Source organism: Streptomyces sp. STAM6, from assembly GCF_054963715.1.
In genome coordinates, this window is sequence record NZ_JBUEFZ010000004.1 from 129,336 (window position 1) to 151,304 (window position 21,969).

19 protein-coding genes are annotated in these 21,969 nt (G+C 72.8%); 7 read left to right on the forward strand and 12 right to left on the reverse strand.

Translation table 11 applies throughout. The features are described 5' to 3' along the window. Positions 1–16: 16 nt before the first annotated feature. The 9 genes from ACY34K_RS07335 to ACY34K_RS07375 all read right to left on the reverse strand — a co-directional run bounded on the left by ACY34K_RS07335 (position 17) and on the right by ACY34K_RS07375 (position 10,509). On the reverse strand, positions 17–1,060 hold the full coding sequence (locus ACY34K_RS07335) for a glutamate ABC transporter substrate-binding protein (protein WP_462745000.1): 1,044 nt from the start codon (positions 1,058–1,060) through the stop codon (positions 17–19). 17 nt (positions 1,061–1,077) lie between these two features. Further along, positions 1,078–2,472 (reverse strand): hypothetical protein, encoded by a 1,395-nt coding sequence (locus ACY34K_RS07340; RefSeq protein ID WP_462745002.1) that lies wholly within the window; start codon positions 2,470–2,472, stop codon positions 1,078–1,080. 78 nt (positions 2,473–2,550) lie between these two features. Next, the gene (locus tag ACY34K_RS07345) at positions 2,551–3,627 is read right to left on the reverse strand and encodes an N-acetylglucosamine kinase (protein ID WP_462745004.1); all 1,077 of its coding nucleotides are present in this window, start codon (positions 3,625–3,627) and stop codon (positions 2,551–2,553) included. Next, positions 3,618–4,880 carry a 6-phospho-beta-glucosidase gene (locus ACY34K_RS07350; protein WP_462745006.1) on the reverse strand — a complete coding sequence of 421 codons (1,263 nt, stop codon included), beginning with the start codon at positions 4,878–4,880 and terminating at the stop codon, positions 3,618–3,620. The genes ACY34K_RS07345 and ACY34K_RS07350 overlap by 10 nt, the downstream gene beginning before the upstream one ends. A gap of 2 nt (positions 4,881–4,882) precedes the next feature. After that, a complete protein-coding gene (locus tag ACY34K_RS07355) occupies positions 4,883–5,776 on the reverse strand; it encodes a carbohydrate ABC transporter permease (RefSeq protein WP_462745008.1) in 894 nt (297 codons plus the stop codon). Then, complete coding sequence (locus ACY34K_RS07360; RefSeq protein ID WP_462745010.1) at positions 5,773–6,723, reverse strand: carbohydrate ABC transporter permease; 951 nt, start codon at positions 6,721–6,723, stop codon at positions 5,773–5,775. The genes ACY34K_RS07355 and ACY34K_RS07360 overlap by 4 nt, the downstream gene beginning before the upstream one ends. 8 nt (positions 6,724–6,731) lie before the next feature. Continuing rightward, positions 6,732–8,057 carry an ABC transporter substrate-binding protein gene (locus ACY34K_RS07365; RefSeq protein ID WP_462745012.1) on the reverse strand — a complete coding sequence of 442 codons (1,326 nt, stop codon included), beginning with the start codon at positions 8,055–8,057 and terminating at the stop codon, positions 6,732–6,734. 23 nt (positions 8,058–8,080) lie between these two features. After that, positions 8,081–9,241, reverse strand: a complete 1,161-nt coding sequence (locus ACY34K_RS07370) for an ROK family transcriptional regulator (RefSeq protein WP_462745482.1) — start codon at positions 9,239–9,241, stop codon at positions 8,081–8,083. 200 nt (positions 9,242–9,441) lie between these two features. Further along, positions 9,442–10,509 (reverse strand): mechanosensitive ion channel family protein, encoded by a 1,068-nt coding sequence (locus tag ACY34K_RS07375; protein WP_462745014.1) that lies wholly within the window; start codon positions 10,507–10,509, stop codon positions 9,442–9,444. Between the two features lie 233 nt (positions 10,510–10,742). Between ACY34K_RS07375 and ACY34K_RS07380 the strand changes: the two genes are divergently transcribed. Next, complete coding sequence (locus ACY34K_RS07380; RefSeq protein WP_462745016.1) at positions 10,743–11,279, forward strand: HNH endonuclease; 537 nt, start codon at positions 10,743–10,745, stop codon at positions 11,277–11,279. A 387-nt stretch (positions 11,280–11,666) separates the two neighbouring features. Here ACY34K_RS07380 and ACY34K_RS07385 read toward each other — a convergent pair whose 3' ends face one another. Continuing rightward, positions 11,667–14,582 (reverse strand): beta-N-acetylglucosaminidase domain-containing protein, encoded by a 2,916-nt coding sequence (locus ACY34K_RS07385; RefSeq protein ID WP_462745018.1) that lies wholly within the window; start codon positions 14,580–14,582, stop codon positions 11,667–11,669. Between the two features lie 278 nt (positions 14,583–14,860). On the opposite strand from ACY34K_RS07385, the gene ACY34K_RS07390 reads away from it, so the two are divergent. Genes ACY34K_RS07390 through ACY34K_RS07400 form a run of 3 tightly spaced genes read left to right on the forward strand, consistent with a single transcriptional unit; the run spans position 14,861 to position 17,463 of the window. Beyond that, entirely contained in the window at positions 14,861–15,130 is a 270-nt protein-coding gene (locus ACY34K_RS07390; RefSeq protein ID WP_462745019.1) for a hypothetical protein, read from the forward strand. Beyond that, positions 15,131–17,215: a 4-alpha-glucanotransferase gene (gene malQ, locus ACY34K_RS07395; RefSeq protein ID WP_462745021.1), complete on the forward strand. Its 2,085-nt coding sequence runs from the start codon at positions 15,131–15,133 to the stop codon at positions 17,213–17,215. A gap of 20 nt (positions 17,216–17,235) precedes the next feature. Then, complete coding sequence (locus tag ACY34K_RS07400) at positions 17,236–17,463, forward strand: hypothetical protein (RefSeq protein ID WP_462745023.1); 228 nt, start codon at positions 17,236–17,238, stop codon at positions 17,461–17,463. 66 nt (positions 17,464–17,529) lie between these two features. Here ACY34K_RS07400 and ACY34K_RS07405 read toward each other — a convergent pair whose 3' ends face one another. Continuing rightward, the gene (locus tag ACY34K_RS07405) at positions 17,530–18,072 is read right to left on the reverse strand and encodes a MarR family winged helix-turn-helix transcriptional regulator (protein WP_462745025.1); all 543 of its coding nucleotides are present in this window, start codon (positions 18,070–18,072) and stop codon (positions 17,530–17,532) included. 121 nt (positions 18,073–18,193) lie between these two features. Between ACY34K_RS07405 and ACY34K_RS07410 the strand changes: the two genes are divergently transcribed. After that, positions 18,194–19,117, forward strand: a complete 924-nt coding sequence (locus tag ACY34K_RS07410) for an EamA family transporter (protein WP_462745026.1) — start codon at positions 18,194–18,196, stop codon at positions 19,115–19,117. A gap of 44 nt (positions 19,118–19,161) precedes the next feature. Then, a complete protein-coding gene (locus tag ACY34K_RS07415) occupies positions 19,162–20,091 on the forward strand; it encodes a DMT family transporter (protein WP_462745484.1) in 930 nt (309 codons plus the stop codon). A 162-nt stretch (positions 20,092–20,253) separates the two neighbouring features. On the opposite strand, the gene ACY34K_RS07420 is transcribed toward ACY34K_RS07415, so the two are convergent. Continuing rightward, positions 20,254–20,793, reverse strand: coding sequence for a peptidase inhibitor family I36 protein (locus tag ACY34K_RS07420; protein ID WP_462745028.1), 540 nt, complete (start codon positions 20,791–20,793; stop codon positions 20,254–20,256). Positions 20,794–21,008: 215 nt separating this feature from the next. Here ACY34K_RS07420 and ACY34K_RS07425 point away from each other — a divergent pair, with 215 nt between their 5' ends. Beyond that, positions 21,009–21,932 (forward strand): LysR family transcriptional regulator, encoded by a 924-nt coding sequence (locus tag ACY34K_RS07425; protein ID WP_462745030.1) that lies wholly within the window; start codon positions 21,009–21,011, stop codon positions 21,930–21,932. Positions 21,933–21,969 lie beyond the last annotated feature (37 nt).

A 21,969-nucleotide genomic window follows, 5' to 3' on the forward strand; every position in this document is an offset into this window, starting at 1 on the left:
GCTCTCGACTCTTCGGTCAGTTGGTCCGGTACTTCGGTGCCGGTGGTCCGGCGATGCCGGGCAGTACGGCGCGCAGCCAGGTGTCGTACGCCCGCTTCCACGCGCCCCGGCGGTATTCGACGAGCACCTGGTTGACCCGGCGCACCAGGTCGTCGTTGCCGAGCTTCGCGGCGACGCCGTAGTACTCCGTCGTGAACGGCTTGCCCTTGAGCACGACGGCCGGGTCCTGTGCCGCCTGGCCCGCCGCCAGCGCGTTGTCCGTCACCACCGCGTCGACCAGGCCCATCTGCAGCCGGACCAGGCAGTCCAGCTGGTTGGGCACGGTGTGGATGTCCTCGTCGTCCTTGGTGCCGTCACCCTCGTCCTTGAACACCGCGCCGTACGACTGCCGCTCCAGTGCCTCGTACGCCGTCGAGCCCTCCGCCGTGCAGACCCGCTTCCCCTTCAGGGACGCGTCATACCCCTTGACCGGGGACTTCTCCGGGGCGAGTACCTGCTGGCCGGCCTGGAAGTAGGCGGTGGAGAAGGCGACCTGCTCGATCCGCTTGCAGTTGATCGTCATCGTGCGGACGACCAGGTCGACTTTTCCGCTCTCCAGGGCGGCGATGCGCTGGTTGGTGGGGATGGCCCGGAAGATGATCGCGTCCGGGCTGCCGAGGATGTCCGCGGCGATGGCCCGTGCCAGGTCGATGTCGAAACCGGCGAGTTCGCCGGTGGCCGGATCGCGGTACCCCCACCGGTAGCTGTTCTGGTCGACGCCGACGATCAGCTTGCCCCGCGCCTTGACGGCCGCGACGGCGGGTCCGTCGGCGGCGGACGGCGGCAGCGACGCCTCCGGGTCCTTGCACCTGTCGGCCTTGGCCGGGACGGATGCGTTCGCGGCGGCGCCCGAACCGGCCAGGGTCCCGGCGCCCTTCGACAGGGGGACCAGCGTGAGGGCGGCGGTCAGCACGCAGGCGGTGGCCATCGCCGCCACTCCGCCCCACCCCCGGAGCCGGCCCGCGGCCCGGGCGGCGAAACGCCGTCCGGCGTCCGATCGCGCCTCGCCGAAGTCCTCCATCGTGCCTCCTCCCGCCGTCACCGGTACTCCGACAGCCTGCGGTTGATGCCCAGGACCGCGCCCGCCGCGCCCAGCACCGCCAGGGCGGCCGCCCCGACCGGAAGTCCGGTCAGCGCCCCGCGCCCGTCCCCGGCGGCCCGGGTGAACTCGGCCTGTTCGTGGTCCAGGGCCTTCTTCAGCGCCGCGTCCACCTCGTCGAAGGACTCCCCGGTGGAGTCCTTCCCGCCGATGACCCTGGCCAGTGCGCCGTCGTAGTCACCCGCGTTGTCCGTGTCACGGGCGACGGCGTGCCGCTGCTTCCACTCGCGGACCCGCTCCTCCGCCTCGGCGACCGGAGTCCGGCCCGCGTCGTCGTCGGCCAGCCGGCCCGCCTCCGTGAGCGCGGCGCCCAGCCTGCCCATGCCCGAGGTGTACTCGGTCTCGTACTTGTCGTTCTTGCCGTCGTCGGTGAGCACGGCGCCCCGTGCCACCAGAGTCAGGTTCTCGTTCGCACGGGCCTTGAGGGAATTGATCCGGGCCTCGTTCAGCACCTTGAGCGAATTCTGGCCATGGACCTTGGCTTCGTTCAGTTCCGCACGGGCGACGGTGTGTCCGACCGCCAGCCACAGCAGCACGATCGCGGACGCGGCGGTCGCGGCCAGCAGGCCGAGGTTGAACACGCGGTTCGTACGCAGGTAGAGCCGGCGCTGCGTCCAGGCGAGGGCGGCGACGACGACCAGTCCGGCGACGAGCGCGAGGAGGGGCCAGGCGCGGGCCTCCCGGTCGTCCTGGTCGAGCCGGGCGGTCTCCGCCTCGTACAGCCGCTCGGCGGCGGGCAGCAGATGGCCGGCCATTTGCTGGTTCGCGTACCGCAGATACGCACCGCCCAGGGGCAGGCCCTGCCGGTTCGCGGCGCGGGCGCGCTCCACCAGCCCGGTGTACCGGGGGAGATGCTCGCCGAGGGTGGCGATCTCACGGGCGGACTGCGAGGAACCGTCGGTGTTCGCGGCTGCCTTGACCAGCAGCCGGGAGGCGGTGGTGATGTCCTGTTCGTACCGCTGGTGGACGCCGGCCGGTTCCACGGCACCGGCCAGGAAGCCGCTCGCGGCGGCCGTGTCCGCGTCCGCCAGGGAGCGGTAGATGCTCGCCGCGTCGGCGCTCAGCGGCTGGCTGCGGCTCACCACGTCGTCGGCGGCCGAGGCCCGGTCGGAGATCTCGAAGGCGGTGACCGCCCCGAACAGCACCACCAGGCCGGCCAGTACGGCCCCGATGATCTGGAGTCTGCCCGGCTCGGTGGTGGCCGCCGCACGCACCCGTGCCACGCCCTCGGCCCAGGGCCCCCGCCCCCGGGGCAGCGGCGCCGACGGCGGCGGCCCCGCCGGCGCACCCGGTGCCGTCGCCGGGGTGCTCGGCGCTTCCGGTGCGTATGTCACGTGACCTCCCCCTCGGTCGCTCAACGCAGTATGGCCGCAGGGGCCGACATTCACACCAGCCTTGACTCGATCTTGTTGTTATCGTTCCGGCCGCTCCCGTCGCACCGGCATTCGATCTCCCCCCTTGTGAATACGCGGCTCGGAGCCGATCGGTTCCCCCGGCCGCCCCCGCTCCGCGTACTGCTCCCGGAGCCTCGCGCGCGCCGCCGCCGATGCCCCCACGTGGTCCAGGCCCAGCAGCGCGGCCCCCAGCACCGGCGGCCGGGTCACCACGTCCACGACCGCCTTCGGCGCCTTCGACGCCAGCAGTTCGGCGATCCGCGCCTCCAGCAGCGGGTGCCGGGCCGCCAGCACACTGCCGCCCAGCACCACCGGCACCTCCTCGTCCAGCAGTCCGAGCCGGCCGAGCGCCACCGTCGCCATCGCCACGACCTCCTCCGCCTGCCGCTCCACCAGCGAACGGGCCACCGGGTCACCGGCCGCGCCCGTGGCGAACAGCACCGGCGTCAGCTCGTGCCGCCGCTCGGCCGGGATCCGCCCCAGGTGCAGCGCCTCGACCAGTGCGTACACCGAGTCCAGACCGAAGTGCGCGGGCAGCGTCCGGGCCAGTTCCGTCGGCCCGCCCCGCCCGTCCTCGGCCCGGGCCGCGTGCCACATGGCCTCCTCGGCGAGCCCGCCGCCCCCGCCCCAGTCGCCGGAGATCCGCCCGACCGACGGGAAGCGGGCGGTGCGCCCGTCCGGCAGCATGCCGACGCAGTTGATGCCGGCCCCGCACACCACCGCCACCCCGCGCGGCTCGTCCACACCGGCCCGCAGCAGCGCGAACGTGTCGTTGCGCACCCGCACCGAGCGCCCCCAGGCACGGGCCCGCAGCGCCGCCGTCAACTCCTCCTCCTCGGCCGCGAAATCGGCGTTGGCGAGACAGGCTGACACATGCCGGACCGTCTCGACCGGCCGCCCGTACGCCCGGGTCTTCTCCAGCGCCTCGCCGACCGTGCCGGCCAGCAGGTCGAGCGCCGCGGCCACGCCCGCCGCCGACGGCTGGAAGCCCGGGCCGCGCGACGAGGCCAGGACCGTGCCGTCGTCCCCGACGAGCGCCACGTCCGACTTGCTGTTGCCCGCGTCGACGGCGAGCACGGCGGCGGTCACGCCCACGCCAGGTGCTCCCGGTTGTGTGCGATCAGCCGGTCGGTGAGCGCGTCGGCGTACGCGTACTGCCCCACCAGCGGATGCGCCAGCAGCGCCCGGAACACCCGGTCCCGCCCCCCGTGCAGCGCGGCCTCCCAGGCCAGTTCCTCGTACGCCGTCACGTGCGCCACCAGACCGGCCTGGAGCGGGTCCAGCTCCGGCACCGCCAGCGGGACGGCGCCCGTCCCGTCCACGGCCGCCTGCACCTCGACGACCGCGTCGTCCGGCAGGAACGGCAGCGTCCCCCGGTTGTACGTGTTCACCACCTGTACGGCCGGGCCGCCGCCCAGCAGCGCCGCCGCCAGGTCGACGGCCGCCTCCGAGTAGAACGCCCCGCCCCGCTTCGCCAGCAGTTCCGGTTTCTCGTCCAGCGCCGGATCGGCGTACATCCGCAGCAGCTCCGCCTCCATCGCCGCGACCTCCGCCGCCCGCGACGGCTTCGTGCGCAGTTCCCGGACCACCTCGTCGTGCGCGTAGAAGTAGCGCAGGTAGTACGAGGGAACGACCCCGAGCCGGTCCAGCAGGGCGCGCGGCAGACGCAGGTCCCCGGCGATCGCCCCGCCGTGCTCGGCCAGCAGCTTCGGCAGCACGTCCGCGCCGTCGGGCCCGCCGAGCCGCACCCCGACCTCCCAGCTCAGATGATTGAGCCCCACGTGGTTCAGATGGACGTCGCGGGGCGCGACGTCCAGCAGAGCCGCGAACTTCCGCTGGAAGCCGATGGCCACGTTGCACAGCCCCACGGCGCGGTGACCGGCCCGCAGCAGTGCCCGCGTCACGATCCCGACCGGGTTGGTGAAGTCGATGATCCAGGCGCGGGGGTTTCTCCGCCGCACCCGCTCGGCGATGTCGAGGACCACCGGGACCGTGCGCAGCGCCTTGGCGAGACCGCCGGCACCGGTGGTCTCCTGCCCGACGCAGCCGCACTCCAGCGGCCAGGTCTCGTCCCGCTGCCTGGCCGCCTGGCCGCCGACGCGCAGCTGGAGCAGGACCGCGTCGGCGCCGTCGACCCCCTCGTCCAGGTCGGAGGTGGTCGTGACGGTGGCCGGGTGCCCCTGCTTGGCGAAGATCCGCCGGGCGAGCGCGCCCACCGGCTCCAGGCGGTCGGCGGCGGGGTCGACGAGAACCAGTTCACCGATCGGCAGGGTGTCGCGCAGCCGCGCGAACCCGTCGACCAGTTCGGGGGTGTAGGTGGAGCCGCCCCCCACCACAGCGAGCTTCATGGTCAGCCCTTCACTCCGGTCAGTGTGACGCCTTCGATGAACGCCTTCTGGGCGAGGAAGAAGACGAGGATCACGGGGGCCATGACCAGCACGGTCGCGGCCATGGTCAGGTTCCAGTCGGTGTGGTGCGCGCCCTTGAAGGACTCCAGGCCGTAGCTCAGGGTCCACGCGGCCGGGTTCTCCGAGGCGTAGATCTGCGGGCCGAAGTAGTCGTTCCAGGCGTAGAAGAACTGGAACAGCGCGACGGCGGCGATGCCCGGCCTGGCCATCGGCAGTACCACCCGGACGAGGGTGCGTACCTCGCCGCAGCCGTCGACCCGCGCGGCGTCGAGGTACTCGTTCGGGATGGTCAGCAGGAACTGGCGCAGCAGGAAGATCGAGAACGCGTCACCGAACGCCATCGGGACGATCAGCGGCCACAGCGAACCCGACAGGTCCAACTGCTTCGCCCAGAACAGGTACATCGGGATGACGACGACCTGCGGCGGCAGCATCATCATCGAGATGACCAGCAACAGCGCGAGCCGCCGCCCCCGGAAGCGGAACCTGGCGAGCGCGTAGGCCACGGGGATCGACGACAGCACGGTCAGCACCGTGCCCAGCCCCGCGTACAGCAGGGTGTTCCTCCACCAGGTGGCGAAGCCCGGGGTCCGGAACACGCGCGCGTAGTTCTCCCAGTGCCAGGTGCCGGGTACGAGGTCGCGGGTGAGCGCCTGCTGGTCGCTCATCAGCGACGTCAGCGCGACGAAGACGAACGGCAGCACGAAGAACAGCGCGGCCGCCACCCCCAGCGCGTGCACCGCGATCCAGTGGAGCAGCGTCCTGCGGCGCGCCGTGCGCGCGGCCGGTGTCACCGGCCCGCCGGTCATCGGCGGCCGGTCGAGGACCTGGGTCATGAGGTCGTGTCCCCTGCCTGCAGGAGGCCGCCGCGCCGCCGCATCAGCAGCGCGGTGAAGGCCATGGCGAGAGCGAACAGCACCAGGGCGACGACACAGGCCGAGCCGTAGTCGAAGCGCTGGAAGCCGAGGTTGTGGACGAGCTGAGGAAGGGTCAGCGTCGACTTCTCCGGATAGCCCGGCTCGAACTGCTGGCCGCTGTTGCCGATGATCCCGGAGGCGACCTTCCCGGCCACCAGGGGCTGCGTGTAGTACTGCATGCTCTGGATCACCCCGGTGACCACCGCGAACAGCACGATCGGCGAGATGTTCGGCAGGGTGACGAACCGGAACCGCTGCCACGCAGACGCGCCGTCCAGCTCGGCCGCCTCGTACTGATCCTTCGGCACGTCGAGCAGGGCGGCCATGAAGATGACCATCAGGTCGCCGACGCCCCACAGGGCGAGCACGGTCAGCGCGGGCTTGGACCAGGCCGGGTCGTTGAACCAGCCCGGCGCGGGCAGACCCAGCTCGCCGAGGATCGCGTTGACCGGACCCGTACCGGGGTTGAGGAGGAAGACGAACGCCAGCGTGGCGGCGACCGGAGGAGCCAGGTACGGCAGGTGGAACAGGGTCCGGAAGATCCCCGCCCCCGTCTTGATCTTCGTGATCAGCAGCCCGATGCCGAGGCCGAAGACGACCCGGCAGGCGACCATGAGGACCACCAGCCAGAGGGTGTTGCGCATGGCCGGCCAGAAGGCCGGATAGTCGGAGAAGACGTACGTCCAGTTCTCCAGGCCGTTGAAGACGGGCGCCCCGAAGCCGTCGTACTTCATGAAGGAGAAGTACACGGTCGCGATCAGCGGGTAGGCGAAGAAGACGCCGAAGCCGATCAGCCAGGGGGACATGAAGGCCACGGTGCGCAGCGCACCCCGCCTCCGCCGCGTCCGCAGGGTGTACGCGCTCATCGCCGGCCCTACCCGGCCTTCTCGATGTCCGTGTCGATCTGCTGCGCCGTCCGTTCGAGGCCGGCCTTCAGGTCCTTCTCCCGGCCGGCCTCGTGGAGGTAGCCGAACTCCTGCAGCGTCACCTGGTAGGCGCCGCCGTTGACGGACGCCGGTGTGGTGTTCGACTTGGGGTGCCGGGCGATGTCCAGGAAGGTCGTGAACCGCGGGTCCAGCTTCAGTTTCGGTGACGCCAGGGCGGCGTGGGTGGAGGGCACGTTGCGCAGCTCGTTGGCGAAGTTCACCACCGCGTCCGTGTCCGTGGTCATGTACTTCACCAGCTCCCAGGCGGCGTTCTGCTTCTCGCTGGTGGAGGCGATGCCGACGATCGTGCCGGACAGATAGCCCTTGCCGTAGTCGGCCGCCTGGTCGTCCGCGACGGGCAGGGGCGCGACCCCGACCTCGAAGGGCACCTTGGCGTCGGCGGTCATGCCGAGCCGCCACTCGCCGTCCAGTTGCATGGCGACCTGCCCGGTGTGGAACGGGTGCTTGGCGCCCCACTCGTCACCGAAGGTGCTGCGGTACTTCTCCAGCCTCGCGAAACCGCCGAGCTGGTCGATCAGGTTCTTCTGCCAGGTGAACATGGCGGCGAACGCCGGGTCGTCGGCGACGGCCGACTTGCCGTTCCGGTCGAAGTAGGTGGGACTCCACTGGGCCACCAGGTGGCCGGGTGTGCTCTCGTAGCCGTGGAAGGTGGGCATGAAACCCAGCCGCTCGTACGTCTCCCCCTTGATCTTCGTCAGTTTCCGCGCGACCCGGTCGAACTCGCTCCAGGTCTTCGGCGGGGCGGTGATCCCGGCCTTCGCGAAGGCGTCCTTGTTGTAGTACAGGCCGTAGGCGTCCCCGAGCAGCGGCAGCGTGCAGCGCCTGCCCTTGAACCGGGTGTAGTCCAGCCGGGGTTTGGCGAAGGTCTTCACCAGGTCGATGCCCGACTTCTCGATGAACGGCTCCAGGTCGGCGAAGGCCCCGGACGAGCAGAACTTCCCCACGTTGTCGGTCGTGAACGACGAGACCACGTCGGGGGCGCCGGCGCCGCCGGCCCGCAGCGCCTGCTGGATCTTGTCGTCGGTGATGTTGGGGACGACTCTCACGGTGATGTTCGGATGGGCCTCCTCGAACCGCCTCACGTTGTCGTTGACCGCCTTCACCTCGTTCGGCGCGGACCACCCGTGCCAGAAGGTGAGCGTGACCTTCGCCCTCGGGTCGTCGGTGGCGCTCCCGCTCGCCGATCCCGTGCAGGCGGAGGCGAGCAGCGCGGTCGCGACGACGGTCACGGCGAGTGCGGTTCTGCGGGCCATGGCGGTGTCTCCCTGAGGTGGTTTCAGCGCGAGGTGTCGAAGACTTCGTCCCGCGTGGCGGCCAGGGCGCTCTCCAGCGCCCCGCGCAGCACGGGGTGTTGCTGTACGTCACCGATGACGAGCCGTGGCCGGGACGCCGCCAGTTCGCCCAGCTCGGCCCGGACGCGCTCCCGCAGCGGCTCCCCGCCGGCGACGATCACCCCGCCGGACAGCACCACCAGCTGCGGGTCGAGCACGGCGACCAGCGAGGCGAGACCGGTGGCCAGCCCGGTCGCGAAGGCGTCCAGGAGGGCGCGGTAGGGGCCCGCGGTGGCTTCCGCGGCCCGCGCCAGCAGGACGCGGGCGACCTCCACGTGGCCCCCGCGCGGGACGTCGTCGATGCCCAGCTCGCGGGCGAGCCGCGGCAGCGCCTGCGCGCCCGCCAGCTCCTGGAAGCCGCCGCTGTTGGCCTTGGCGACCTGCCGCACCAGCGGCGCGCCCGGTACCGGCAGGAAGCCGACCTCGCCGGCCCCGCCCGTGAACCCCCGGTGCAGCCGTCCGCCGAGCACGAGTGCCGCGCCCAGCCCCTCCTCGTTCCACAGCAGCACGAAGTCCTCGTGCCCGCGGGCGGCACCGAGCCGCTGCTCGGCCACGGCGACCAGATTCACGTCGTTCTCGTACTCGACGGGCATCGGCAGCACGGCGGCGAGTTCGTCCAGCAGCGTGGGGGAGTGCCAGCCGGGCAGATGGCTCGCGTACCTGAGCCGCCCCGTGCCGGGGTCGAACGCGCCGGGCGTCCCGATCACCAGCCGGTGCACGTCGCCCCGGGTGAGCCCGGCGGCCTTCACGGCCCCGTCCAGCGCGTCGGTCACCTGCCGCACGACCCCGCCGGCCGGCCTCTTGGCGGTCGCCAGCTCGAACGTCCCGACCTGTTCCCCGGTGATGTCGGCGACGGCGGCCCGGATGCGCCGCGGGTCGACGTCCAGCCCCGCGGCGTACGCGGCCCGCGGATTCACGGCGTACAGCTGCGCGTTGGGCCCCGGCCTGCCCTCGGTCGTCCCGGTGACCACGACCAGCCCGGCGGCCTCCAGCCGGGCGAGCAACTGGGACGCGGTCGGCTTGGACAGCCCGGTCAGCTTTCCGATGCGGGTCCGGGACTGCGGCCCGTGCTCCAGCAGCAGATCGAGTGCGGCCCGGTCGTTCATCGCCCGCAGGACGCTGGGCGTGCCGGGGGTGGTGGCCACGAGGCGGTGCACCTGCCCTTCGTCTCTCCAAGACTGTTAGGAAGGTTTCCTATTGTGTTCCCGAACCTAAGCCGCCCGTCATGGCACCGTCAAGAGCCGGTGAGGCCAAAAGGGGGCGCCCCCGCCGTTCCCGGCAGGGGCGCCCCTCGGCACCGCGGTGCCTACTTCGACAGATTCGCCGGCGGCGGGCTGATCGGCGTCGCCGCGACCGACTGCGGCGACGTCGTCGAGGCGAAGGCCGACGGGGCCGCCATGCCCGCCGTCGGATCCGGCTTCGCGGATTCCTCCGGCCCGGCCGGGATGCCGCCCACGATCCGGATGCCCGCCGCGTCCAGGGCACGCTTGATGCGCCAGCGGAGCTCGCGCTCGACGCCCAGCGCCTTGCCCGGCATCGTCTTGGCCGAGACGCGGATCGTCATCGAGTCCAGGAGCACCTCGTTCAGGCCCAGCACCTCCACCGGGCCCCACAGGCGCTCGTTCCAGGGCTCCTCCTTGGCCATCGCCTCCGTGGCCTCGATGATCACCGCGCTCACCCGGTCCAGATCCTCGGTGGGGCGCACCGTCACGTCCACGCCCGCCGTCGCCCAGCCCTGGCTGAGATTGCCTATCCGCTTGATCTCGCCGTTGCGGACGTACCAGATCTCGCCGTTGTCGCCGCGGAGCTTCGTCACCCGCAGACCGACCTCGATCACCTCGCCGGAGGCCACACCCGCGTCGACGGAGTCGCCCACGCCGTACTGGTCCTCCAGGATCATGAAGACGCCGGACAGGAAGTCCGTCACCAGGTTCCGCGCGCCGAAGCCGATCGCGACACCCGCGACACCCGCAGAGGCCAGCAGCGGCGCGAGGTCGATCTTGAAGGCGCCGAGGATCATCAGACCGGCGGTCCCGAGGATCAGGAACGACGCCACCGAACGCAGAACGGAGCCGATCGCCTCGGAACGCTGGCGGCGGCGCTCGGCATTCACCAGCAGACCGCCCAGGGCCGTGCCCTCGACCGCCTGCGCGCTGCGGTTCATGCGCTCGATCAGCTTGGTGAGCGCACGGCGTATCAGCATCCGCAGGACGAACGCGACCACCAGGATCAGCAGGATGCGCAAGCCGGTGTTCAGCCAGGTGGACCAGTTCTCCTCCACCCAGCCCGCGGCCTGACCGGCCTGCTTGGCGGCTTCGTCGAGGGTCACCGGTGGTGGGGTGGGGTCGGCGGCCGGCGGGGCGGACCAGAGCACGGTTTGAACCTCCAGGCATCACGAGCAGACAAATAATCTAACGGGGGATACGGGGTGGTTCGTTGCCATGTTCGAGGGAGAGGTGCATCTCACCTGGGGATGACCAGGGTGTGGTCGAAAACACTTCTACCCCGTTACCGGTACGTGGTGGCGCTTCGACCAGGCATGAGGAGAGACTGAGAGCAGATCGTCCCGGCGCGAGCCACGCGCCGCCGGCGTACAAGGAGGCATCCGTGCCGCACGTCCTGGTCCTCAACGCGTCGTACGAGCCCCTCGGCGTCGTACCGCTCCGCCGCGCGCTCGTCCTCGTCCTCGAGAACAAGGCCATCTGCCTCGAGGAGTCCGGCGCCTTCATGCACAGCGCGACCCGTGTCATCGCCGCACCCAGTGTCGTACGACTCAAGCGGTTCGTCCGGGTCCCCTACAGGGGGCCCGTTCCTCTGACCCGCAAGGCACTCTTCGCCCGCGACGGCGGGCGCTGCATGTACTGCGGTGGCGTCGCAACCAGCGTCGACCACGTCATTCCGCGCAGCCGCGGGGGACAGCACGCCTGGGAGAACGTCGTGGCGGCCTGTCGCCGCTGCAACCACGTCAAAGCCGACCGGCACCTCCGGGAGCTGGGCTGGCGCCTGCATCAGCAACCCGCCCCGCCGTCCGGCCTGGCCTGGCGCATCATCGGGACCGGGCATAGGGACCCGCGCTGGCTGCCCTACCTGCAGCCGTTCGGCGCGGACGACGCCATGGCCCGGATCGACGGCATTTCCGCCTGATCCGGGTTTTTTGTCGCTCGGTTCGGCCCGGATCCTCAGGGCTCGATTCGGCTCCGGGGCGCCTGTTGCCGGTGTCGACGGTCGACCGTGCTCGGTTCCTCGTTCCTCGGAACCTCCGCGCGCTCTCCCTTTCGACACCGTCGCGCCCCTTCGCCTCACTCGCCGGGCACCGGGTCACCGCCCCGGGCGGAGCCTCTCTCCCCCTCATGGCCACCGGCCGGCGGCTCGCCGCCAACGGACGGGAGGCGGGGCCGTGGAAGGGTCGTCCCCGCGGGGGATTGGCGGCGGCCTGGGTGCCCATGACAAGTACGCCATCCCGTCCACCCCGAGGAGTCGAGCCCGGCGGCGCCCCGCCGCCCGCACAGGCGGGCGCCTTGCCCGGCGGGCTCAGGGTGTGACCGCGTACGCCTCCACGGTGAAGAGGGAGTAGCCGTACCGGGTGGCGCGTGCGTCGCCCTGGACGCGGATGAAGCGGGTGTCGCGGGCGTCCATCCGGATCGCCTCGCGGCCCCCCTTCCCGTCGTTCACCGTGGCCGCCGTGCGCCAGGTGCGGCCGTCCGCCGACACCTGCACGCGGTACTTCGTCGCGTACGCGTCCTGCCAGTGCAGGACGACCTGCCCGACGCGGGCCGGCGCGGCAAGCTCGGCCTGCCACCAGGCACCGTCCTCGGCGGGGGACGACCAGCGGGACTTGGGATCGCCGTCGATCGCGGCGGACGCCGGGAAGTCGGCGGTCTCGTCGCCGGAGGAGGAGGCCGTGGCGGTGCGGGCCAGGTCGGGGCCGCCCGTCGCCGGGTAGGCACGGACGGTGACCGTGCGCTGCTCGCCGGCGAAGGAGAGGGACACCTGGTGATCGCCCGCGGGGGTGCCGGGCGGGACGGTGATCCGGACCGGGACGGTGGTGGCCCGCCCGCGAGGGACGGTCGTCTGCTTGGGGACCGTGACCCGGATGCCGCTCGGCGCCTTCGCGGTGAGGGTGCCGCGCACCTCGCCGGGGTGCTGCCCGGACAGCACCACGTCGATGTCCTGCGGGGCGCCGCCGATCGCGGCGTCCGTCTCCGTGCGGGCCACGTCCAGCCGGGCCCGCGGCTCGTCCGCGAACCAGGGCACCAGGGCACGGACCGCGGGCGCACCGCCGGTCCAGGCGATGCGGACCGCCTCCGCGCGGACCCCCTTGGCGGCCGTCTGGGTCCAGCCGGACGGCGAGAGCGTGCCCAGCGGCCGCCACCCCTCGCCCGGCACGTACGCCTCCACGCTTCCGGTGCCCGAGCCGGGTGCCGTCATCGCGGTCACCGCCTCGACGGGCCGCGGCCGGTCGAGGCGCACCGTGTAGGAGCCGTCTTCGTGGGAGACCGTGCCCGCGTCGCGGGACGCCCCGGTCCAGACGGCGGCCTCCTCGACGGCCCGGGTCAGGAACGGGTCGAGCACGCCCTGGCCGACCTTCGCCGGGCTCGCGGGCAGTGCGGTGCGCAGCGACTCCAGCTCCAGCGCGGAGCGCCAGGCCGCCGCGCCGTCGCCGCGCGCCTGGGCCTGGAGCATGTCGACGGCGGCCTCGCCCGCCCGGCCGTACCGCGACAGCTGTTCCAGCCACGGCCGGACCTCGTCGTCGAGCCGGCCGTCCGCGGGGCCGGTCAGCCGCCCCGGTGCCTCGCGCATCACGGTGAACGCCGCCCGCAGCTCCCGGGCGGCCCTGTCCCGCGCGGCGGCGTCCGGCCGGGTACGGGACCGCCAGAAGTCCGCCAGCAGCGGCCGCAGGTACGCCGATTCCTCGCGGCTGAGGATCGAGGAGGAGTCGTTCCCGGCGAGCGCCAGCAGCGCCTCGCGGGCCTGCTCGTCGCCGCCCGCCAGGTCGTGGATCGCGGCCCGCCACGACTCCTGGGGCCGGTAGCCCTTGGGGTTCCAGGCGAAGTCGGCGGCGGTGAAGACCGGGATGCGGGAGGCGGAGGCCTGTTCCATGGCGTTGGCCAGCAGCGCGGCCGACCCGGCCGCGACGGCGGGCTCACGGCCCCTGTAGGGGCCCAGGAAGATACGGTCCTGCGCGTAGTCGTTGACGGGATAGTTGTCCATGGTGACCAGCGGGTGCTTGAAGGCGTCCCGCGCGCCCGCCAGTTCCCGGCCGGTGATGGTGCGCGGCACCACGCCGACACCGGTCCACGCCACCTGGACCCGGTCGTCCAGCGCCCCGGCCAGTGCCGTGCGGTAGTCGGTGGCACCGTCCTGGTAGTACTCGGTCGGCATCAGCGTCAGCGGCTCGGCGTCCGGGTGGCGCTCGGCCAGGTGCCGGGCCAGTTCCGTCGCCACGCGCGCGTGCGCCCGGGCCGCCGAGGCCGGACCGCGGCCGAAGGTGTCCGCGTCGCGGCCGCAGTGCCACTCGTCGTAGCTCGCGTCCTGGAACTGGATCTGGAACGCCCGCACCCCGAGCGCGTACATCGCGTCGACCTTGCGCTTGAGCGCCTTGAGGTCGTCGTCCGACGCCAGGCACATCGACTGGGCGGGCGCCACGGCCCAGGCGAGGGTCACATGGTTGCGCCGGGCGCGCTCGGCCAGTTCGCGGAACTCGGCGCGCTGTGCCGCCGGGTAGGGCTCGCGCCACTGCGCCTGCCGGTACGGGTCGTCACCGGGGGCGTAGAGGTACCGGTTCTGCTTGGTGCGGCCCATGAAATCCAGCTGCGCGAGACGCTGTTCATGGCTCCAGGGGCGGCCGTAGAAACCTTCCGTCATGCCGCGCACGGCGGTGCCGGGCCAGTCGCGTACGAGAACACCGGGCACGGCCCGGTCCGTTATGAGTTGCCGCAGCGTCTGCACGGCGTGGAAGAGGCCGTCCGTGCCGACGGCGTCGACGGCGACCGTGTCCCGGCCCTCGTGGCGGCCGGTGGCGATCCGGTAGCCGCCGGCCGGCAGGTCGTCGCGCTCCGGCGCGCGCAGGGCGCGCAACGCGGCCTGCGCGCCCGGACCGCCCATCAACACCACCGGTCCGCGCCCGTCCGGGCCCGTGTGGACGTTCCGTACGCCCGCGTCGCGCAGCACTGCGCGGAGGGCGTCGAGGGCATGGGGGTCGGAGCCCGGGCCGGCGACGATCGTCACGTCGTCGCCCAGCGGGATCGCGGCGCCCGCGGGTCGCACGGAGTGCGGCCGGGGCCACACCGGCGGCAGCTGCGCGCCGCCCTCGCGGTCCGGGGCGGCCGTCGTGGGGGAGCCGGGCCCGCCGGGGGCGGCGAGCGCGCCGGGGGCGCCGCCGAGCAGCCCGCCGATCACAGCTACGGCGACGGCTGTCGCGGTCCGCTTTCTGCGCCCGAACTGCACGCGCGTCTCCCCTCGTCTTCGGTTGTCCTGCGGGTAGCTTTGCCGGAGGCCGTACTGGTGGGTTTCGAGCCCACCACCCCCTCGCCGAAGGTGTCAATGTGCGTGGCCGTTGTGTCGTATTTGCCTACCGGCGGACCCGTGGGGCCCGCCGGACGCGGGCACGCCGGTCAACCGCCGCAAGGGGAACCGAATGTGACGCGCGCCACGTTGGGCGGATGTGTCGGCGCCCGCTGGGTAGGGCTGCTGTGTCCCACTGTCACCCCCACAGGGAGTCCACCGTGGCCGCATCCGCACAGCTGCTGCTCTCCGCCCTTTCCAAACAGGTCCCGGGCGGGTCCGAACGGCCCCCGGCCCGGCTCATCAGCAAACCGCCGCTGACCAGCGTGCCCGCGCCGGCCGACGCCGCACCGGGCCCCTTGACCAGCGAGCCCCCGCTCGCCGACGCCGCCCCGCTGACCAGCGAGCCCCCGCTCACCGACTTCACCCCTCTCACCAGCGAGCCGACCGCGCACGGCACGGCCGGCGGACCGGAGTCCCCAGGAGCCTGAATGACCCTTGCCCGGCTCGCCGCGCTGCACGGTGTCGCCACCGCGTACTCCCCGTCCGCGGGCGTCACCGTCCCGGTCCCCGACGCCACGGTGGTGGAGGTCCTCGCCGCCCTCGACGTCGACGCCACCACCCCCGAGGCGGTCCGTGCCGCCCTGGCCGCCACCGAGGAGGCCAGGGCCGAGCGGCTGCTGCCGCCCACCGTGGTCCTCTGGCAGGACGCCCCGCCCGTGCTTCCGCGCCCGCTCGCGGCGCTCCCGCCGGGCACCGCGCTGCGCGTCACGACCGAGCAGGGCCAACTGGTCTGCGGGGAGACCCCGCCCTGGGCGGAACTGCCGCTGGGCGTGCACCGGCTGGAGGTCCGCGCGCGCGACGGGCGCACCGGGCACACCACACTCGTCGTCGCCCCCGCGCGCGTGCCTCAGCCGTCCACGCGCGGGTTCGGCGTGCTCGTGCAGCTCTACTCACTGCTGTCGACGCGGTCGTGGGGCATGGGCGACCTCGGGGATCTGCGGGAGCTCGCGGACTGGGCCGGTCGCGCCCTGAGCGCCGGCTTCGTGCAGGTCAACCCGCTGCACGCGGCCGTGCCCGGCACCCCCACGGACCCGTCCCCGTACCGGCCGTCGTCACGGCGCTTCCCGGACCCCGTCCACCTGCGGATCGAGGACGTCCCCGAGTGGGCGTACGTACGCGGCGAGGACCGGGCCGAGCTGGACGCGCTCGTCGCACGGGCGGGAGAGCTGCGTGAAGGGGTCCTGCGCAAGGGCGAGTTGATCGACAGGGACGCGGTGTGGGTGCTCAAGCGGCGCGCCCTGGAGATCGTCCGGCAGGTGCCGCTCGGCCCCGGCCGGCAGGCCGACCACGACGCCTTCGTCGCCGCCCACGGCGGGGCCCTCCGCGACCATGCCACCTGGTGCGCGCTCGCCGAGCGGTACGGCGCCGACCGCGCCCAGTGGCCCGCCGGCCTGCGCGACCCGGCCTCCCCCGCCACCGCGCGGGCCCGCGAGGAGCTGGCCGACCGCGTCGGCTTCCACCAGTGGCTCGCCTGGCTGACCGACCAGCAGCTCGCCGCCGCCGCGCGGGCGGCCCGCGACGCCGGCATGGACGTCGGCATCGTCCACGACCTCGCCGTCGGAGTGCATCCGGACGGCGCCGACGCCTGGGCGCAGCAGGACGCGCTCGCCGCCGGCATGTCCGTCGGCGCCCCGCCGGACGCGTTCAATGCCCGGGGCCAGGACTGGGGCCTGCCCCCGTGGCGCCCCGACGCGCTGGCCGCCTCCGGGTACCGCCCGTACCGCGATCTGCTGCACGGCCTGGTGCGGCACGCGGGGGCCCTGCGCATCGACCACGTCATGGGCCTGTTCCGCCTCTGGTGGGTGCCCGAGGGCCGCGAGCCCACCGAGGGCACCTATGTGCGGTACGACGCCGACGCCATGCTCGCCGTGCTCGCCCTGGAGGCCCACCGCGCGGGCGCCGCCGTGATCGGGGAGGACCTCGGCACGGTCGAGCCCGGGGTGCGCGAGGCGCTCCAGCGCCGCGGAGTGCTGGGTACGTCGGTGCTCTGGTTCGAGCGGGACTGGGAGGGCACGGGCCGCCCCCTGCCCCCGGAGAGCTGGCGCGCGGACTGCGTCGCCACGGCCACCACCCATGACCTGCCGTCCACCGCGGCCCGGCTCACCGGCGACCACGTCGAGCTCCGCCACCGGCTGGGGCTGCTCACCCGCTCCCTGGACGAGGAGCGGGCCGAGGACGCGACCGAGGTCGCCGAGTGGCTGGCCTACTTCCGTGAGCTGGGGCTGCTCGACGGGGGCACCCGTGACGAGGAGACCGAGATCCGCGCGGTGCACCGCTTCCTGAAGCGCACCCCCGCGCGGATGGCGGGGGTCTGGCTGCCGGACGCCGTCGGCGACCGCCGCCCGCAGAACCTGCCCGGGACCTGGGACCAGTACCCGAACTGGCGGCTGCCGATCGCCGACGCGGAGGGGCGCCCGGTGACCCTGGAAGAGCTGGCCGCCTCGCCCCGGCTGCGCGCCCTGATGGACGAGCTCCGGCCGCCTACGGCACCCCCGGGCGCGCGGGCCCTTTAGGTGTTCGCTACGTTTGCACCGTGGACAAGAAGAACGCCCTGCGCGCCGGCTCCGTCGCGGCCGGTACGACGCTGATGATGCTGCTCATGTCGTCCCCCGCGCTCGCGCTCACCCGCGACGACGGTGACGACCCGGGTTCCGGCCTGAGCGTGGCCGAGACCGTCGGCTGGTTCGTGCTGGCTCCGATCGTGCTGTTCGCGGTCATCGCCGGCCTGGTGATGGTGCTCGACAAGTCCAAGAAGGCCTGAGGCCCGGACCTCTTCTTCCGAAGGCGCTGTGCGGCGGATCGTTCGCCGCACAGCGCCTTCGTGTGCTCACGCGCCGGTCGCCGTGAGCAGTTTGCGCAGCAGCCCCGCCAGCTGGTGCGCCTCCTCCTCGTTCAGCGCCGACTCCAGGGCGGCCCGCTGGACGCCCAGGCCGGCCGAGACGGCCTCGTCCACGATCTCGCGGCCGCGCTCGCTGAGCGTCACCCGCAAACCGCGCCGGTCGTGCGGATCTGGGCTGCGGCCCAGCAGACCGGCCCGCTCCAGTTTGTCGAGGCGGCCCGTCATCCCGCCCGTCGTCAGCATCAGCGTCGCCGACAACTCGCGCGGCGACAGGGTGTAGGGCTCTCCCGAGCGCCGCAGCGTCGCCAGGACGTCGAACTCCCCGCGTGAGATGCCGAACGGTGCGTACGCCTTGTCCATGCGCGCGCCGATGGTGTGCGAGAGCCGGTAGACGCGCCCGAAGACGGCCATCGGCAGCGTGTCGAGGTCGGGGCGCACCACCGCCCACTGGGCGGCGATCGCGTCGACCGGGTCCTGGTCCTGAGGGGGGTCCTGAGGGGGGTCCTGAGGGGCGGGTGTCGTCGAGGTCATGGCTGAAGTCTCGATTCCGGGTCCGGTCGTTGGCAAGAAAGATGCTCCTGAGTAAGTGGCTTGCGATTAAGTAGCTTAGGGCTAAGCTACTTAGTGCCGAGTCATTCGAAGGGGGATCCCGATGTCCCGCAAAGCCGCCGTCACAGCCCTGACCGCCCTGGCCCCGATCTCCTGGGGATCCACCTATGTCGTCACGACCGAGTTCCTGCCGGCCGACCGGCCCCTGTTCACGGGGCTGATGCGGGCCCTTCCGGCCGGTCTGGCCCTGCTGGCGCTGACCCGCACCCTGCCCCGCGGGGCGTGGTGGTGGAAGTCGGTGGCTCTGGGCGCGCTGAACATCGGGGCCTTCTTCCCCCTGCTCTTCCTGGCCGCCTATCGGCTGCCGGGCGGCCTCGCGGCCGTCGTCGGCTCGGTCGGCCCCCTCTTCGTCGTCGGCCTCGCCGCGCTGCTGCTGGGTGAACGGCCCACCGTGCGGGCCGTGCTCACCGCGACGGCGGCGGCCTTCGGGGTCAGCCTCGTCGTGCTGAAGGCGGGGGCGGCGCTGGACCTCGTCGGCGTGCTCGCCGGGCTCGCCTCCGCGGCCTCCATGTCCGCGGGCACGGTCCTCACCAAGCGGTGGGGCCGGCCCGAGGGGGTCGGACCCCTCGCCATGACCGGCTGGCAGCTCAGTGCGGGCGGCCTGCTCATCGCCCCTGTCGCCTTCCTTGTCGAGGGTGCTCCGCCGGCGCTGGACGGCCGCGCCCTCGCCGGATACGTCTACCTCGCCCTCGCCAACACCGCCGTGGCGTACTGGCTCTGGTTCCGCGGCATCGAGCGACTCGCCGCCACCTCCGTGACCCTGCTCGGTCCGCTCTCGCCGATCACCGCCGCCGTCATCGGCTGGGCGGCGCTCGGCCAGGCCCTGGAACCGGTCCAGCTCGTCGGCATGGTGATCGCCTTCGGGGCCACGCTCATCGGTCAGCGGCCCACCAAACCGTTCAGCTCACCTGAAGTGATGCAGCAGAAAGTTTCGATGGACCTGAGGGTTTCCTCGGTGCGACGGTAGTCCCGCAACCAAGATCCCCCAGGGGAGAGAGGCGAGGGGTGACCGTGGCAGTCCTGGACCGCGTCCGTGCCGGAGAGCCGGCGACCGTGAGGAAGGCGGCGGGGCGGGCCGTGGGCCCCGGCCTCCTCCTCGCGGCCGTCGCCACGGTCGTCTGGTCGGGAAGCTTCGTCGCCTCCCGCGCCCTTCACGACTCCGTCCCGCCCGTCCAGGCGGCCTTCTGGCGCTGGATCGTCGCCATCCTCGCCGTCGCGCCGTTCGCGGCCCGCGAGGCCTGGCGCCGGCGCCGGCTCATACGCCGCCACGCGGGCTACGTCACACTCGCCGCCCTCCTCGGTGTCACCGTCTACAACACCCTCGTCAACCAGGCCGGCCTCACCACCTCCGCCGGCGCCATGGGCATGGTCATGGCCGCCTCACCGGTTCTGATGGCCCTCTACGAGCGGCTCGGCGGCGCCCGGCTCGGACTCCGCCGGGTGAGCGGCATGCTGATCGCCTGCGCGGGCGTGGTGCTGCTGGTCGGCAGGGGCTCCCTCGCCACCGGATTCGGCGCCGGTGACCTGTGGATCGTGGCGGCGGCCGTCTGCTTCGCCTCGTACAGCGCCCTGCTCAAGCGGCGGCCGGCGGAGATCGGCGGCCCGGCCTTCCTTTTCAGCACGTTCGTCCTCGGCGCGCTGATGCTGCTCCCCGTGTACGCCGTCAGCCTCGCCGTCCAGGGCGGTTTCGAGCCCACGACCGGGACGGTCGGACCACTGGTCTATGTCGGGGTCTTCTCCTCGGCCGTGGCCTTCTTCGCCTGGAACAAGGCGATCGCGCTGATCGGTGCGGCCCGCGCGGGAGTCGTCTACTACCTGCAGCCGGTCTGTGTGGCGCTGCTGTCCTGGCTGCTGATCGACGAGGCGATGGGGCCGCTCCAGATCCTGTGCATGACGCTGATCCTGGGGGGTGTGGTCCTCGGGACGGCCCGGACGAGGTGAGCGGTCCGCCCGGCGAGAAGGCGCCGCAGGGAGGGAGGGTGCCGCCCGGCGAGAACGCGCCGCAGGGGGGAAGGGTGCCGTATCGCGAGAGGGCCTCGCCCGCCGGTGGTCGGGCTGTGGGCGAGGCCCTCAGTGTCGGGGAGACACGTCGGAGCGGGCGGTTCAGCAGTTCTTGACGTACCAGACGGGTGTCCAGTCGTAGCTGGAGCCGGCGGAGTAGGCGCCGGGCGTGGTGTAGATGACGTTCTTGTTCTGGTCCAGGAACTGGGCGCGGGTCCCCGGGGTCTGGTTGTTGATCCAGGAGCCGTAACCCTCCCAGTTGGACAAGGCGTATGTACTGCACCGGTAGAGGTTGAACTGGGCACCCGTGAAGTCGGTACCGGTGAACATGCAGAAGTTCTGGTACGGACAGTCCGCCCGGCCCTGCCGGGAGCCGGGCAGCGGAACCACGATCTCCCCCGCGCCCGGGACCGCGATCCTGTTGAGGGAGATCTGCTTGCCCCCGTGGCGGGCGAGGTGACGGTCGACCTCGTCCTGCAGGTCGTCCGACTCGTCGTCGGTCAGACCCGCGGCGGCCGCCTGGTCGGCGAAGCCCTGCGGGCCGGCCGGTGCGGCGGCCGCCTGGGCGGTGAGTCCCAGCACCGTCGCGGTGACGAGTGCCAAGACCGCGAACAGTGCCGCGGTCAGCTTGCGCAATGCCATGCGGTGTTCCCCCTGCCGATCAGTCGGATTCCTGGACATGCCCTCGCTGCCGCGGCGGGCACAGCAATGAGTCTCCAAGCGGGGAGGAGGACGGAGCAATCGGTTCCGCCCCTGGTGTCCTGTAGACGCCAAAGAGGCCCTGTTCGGCCAACAGGACCGAAAAGTCGCGGTGTTGCCCTGGCCGGCCCGGTCCCCGCGCCGGATAGGTTGCGGTCATGACCGAGTGGGACATCAAGAAGCTGCAGATCCTGCGGACCCTGCGCGACCGGGGCACGGTGACCGCCACCGCGGAGGCGCTGCTGATGACCCCCTCGGCCGTCTCCCAGCAGCTCTCCAACCTCTCCAAGCAACTCGGGGTGCGGCTGCTGGAGGCGCACGGCCGACGGGTGCGGCTGACCGACGCCGCCCACCTCGTGCTGCGCCACGCCGAGGCGGTGTTCGCACAACTGGAACGGGCGGACGCCGAGTTGGCGGGCTATCTCCAGGGCGAGGCCGGCGAGGTCAGGGTCGGGGCCTTCTCCACCGCCGTGCCCGCTCTGGTCGTACCCGCCGTGCTGCGGCTGCGCGCCGACCACCCGGGCCTGGAGGTACGGGTGCGGGAGGCGGAGGCGGCCGAGGCGTACGAGCTGCTGTCCACCGGCGCGGTGGACCTGGCCCTGTCGCTCGCCGCGCACGCGCCGACCGCCCGCGACCCGAGGTTCGCGCGGGTGCCGCTGCTCGCCGACCCGCTGGACGTCGCCCTGCCCGCGGGCCATCCGCTGGCCGGTGCGCCCGGGCTCAGGCTCGCGGACCTGTCGGGCGAGCGGTGGATCTTCGGTGGCAGCGGGCCCTGGTCCGAGATCACCACCGCCGCGTGCGAGGCGGCCGGCTTCGTGCCCGAGCAGGCCCACTCGGCCGCCGGGTGGACCGCCATCCTCGCCATGGTGGAGGCCGGCATGGGCATCGCGCTGGTGCCGCGCATGGCGGCGGAGCGCTCATCCGGGGTGGTGATGCGGGTGCTCGAGGCCGACCGGCCGCGGCGCCATGTCGTCGCCGCCGTCCGCCGCGGCGCGGAGTCCGCCCCGTCGGTGGCGCGCGTGCTGGCGGCTCTGCGCGAGGTGGCCGCGCTGCGCGAGGCGGCTGCCGTGCGCAAGGCGTGACGGCGATCCGCCTTGCCGCGGGGGCCGGGGCGAGCGC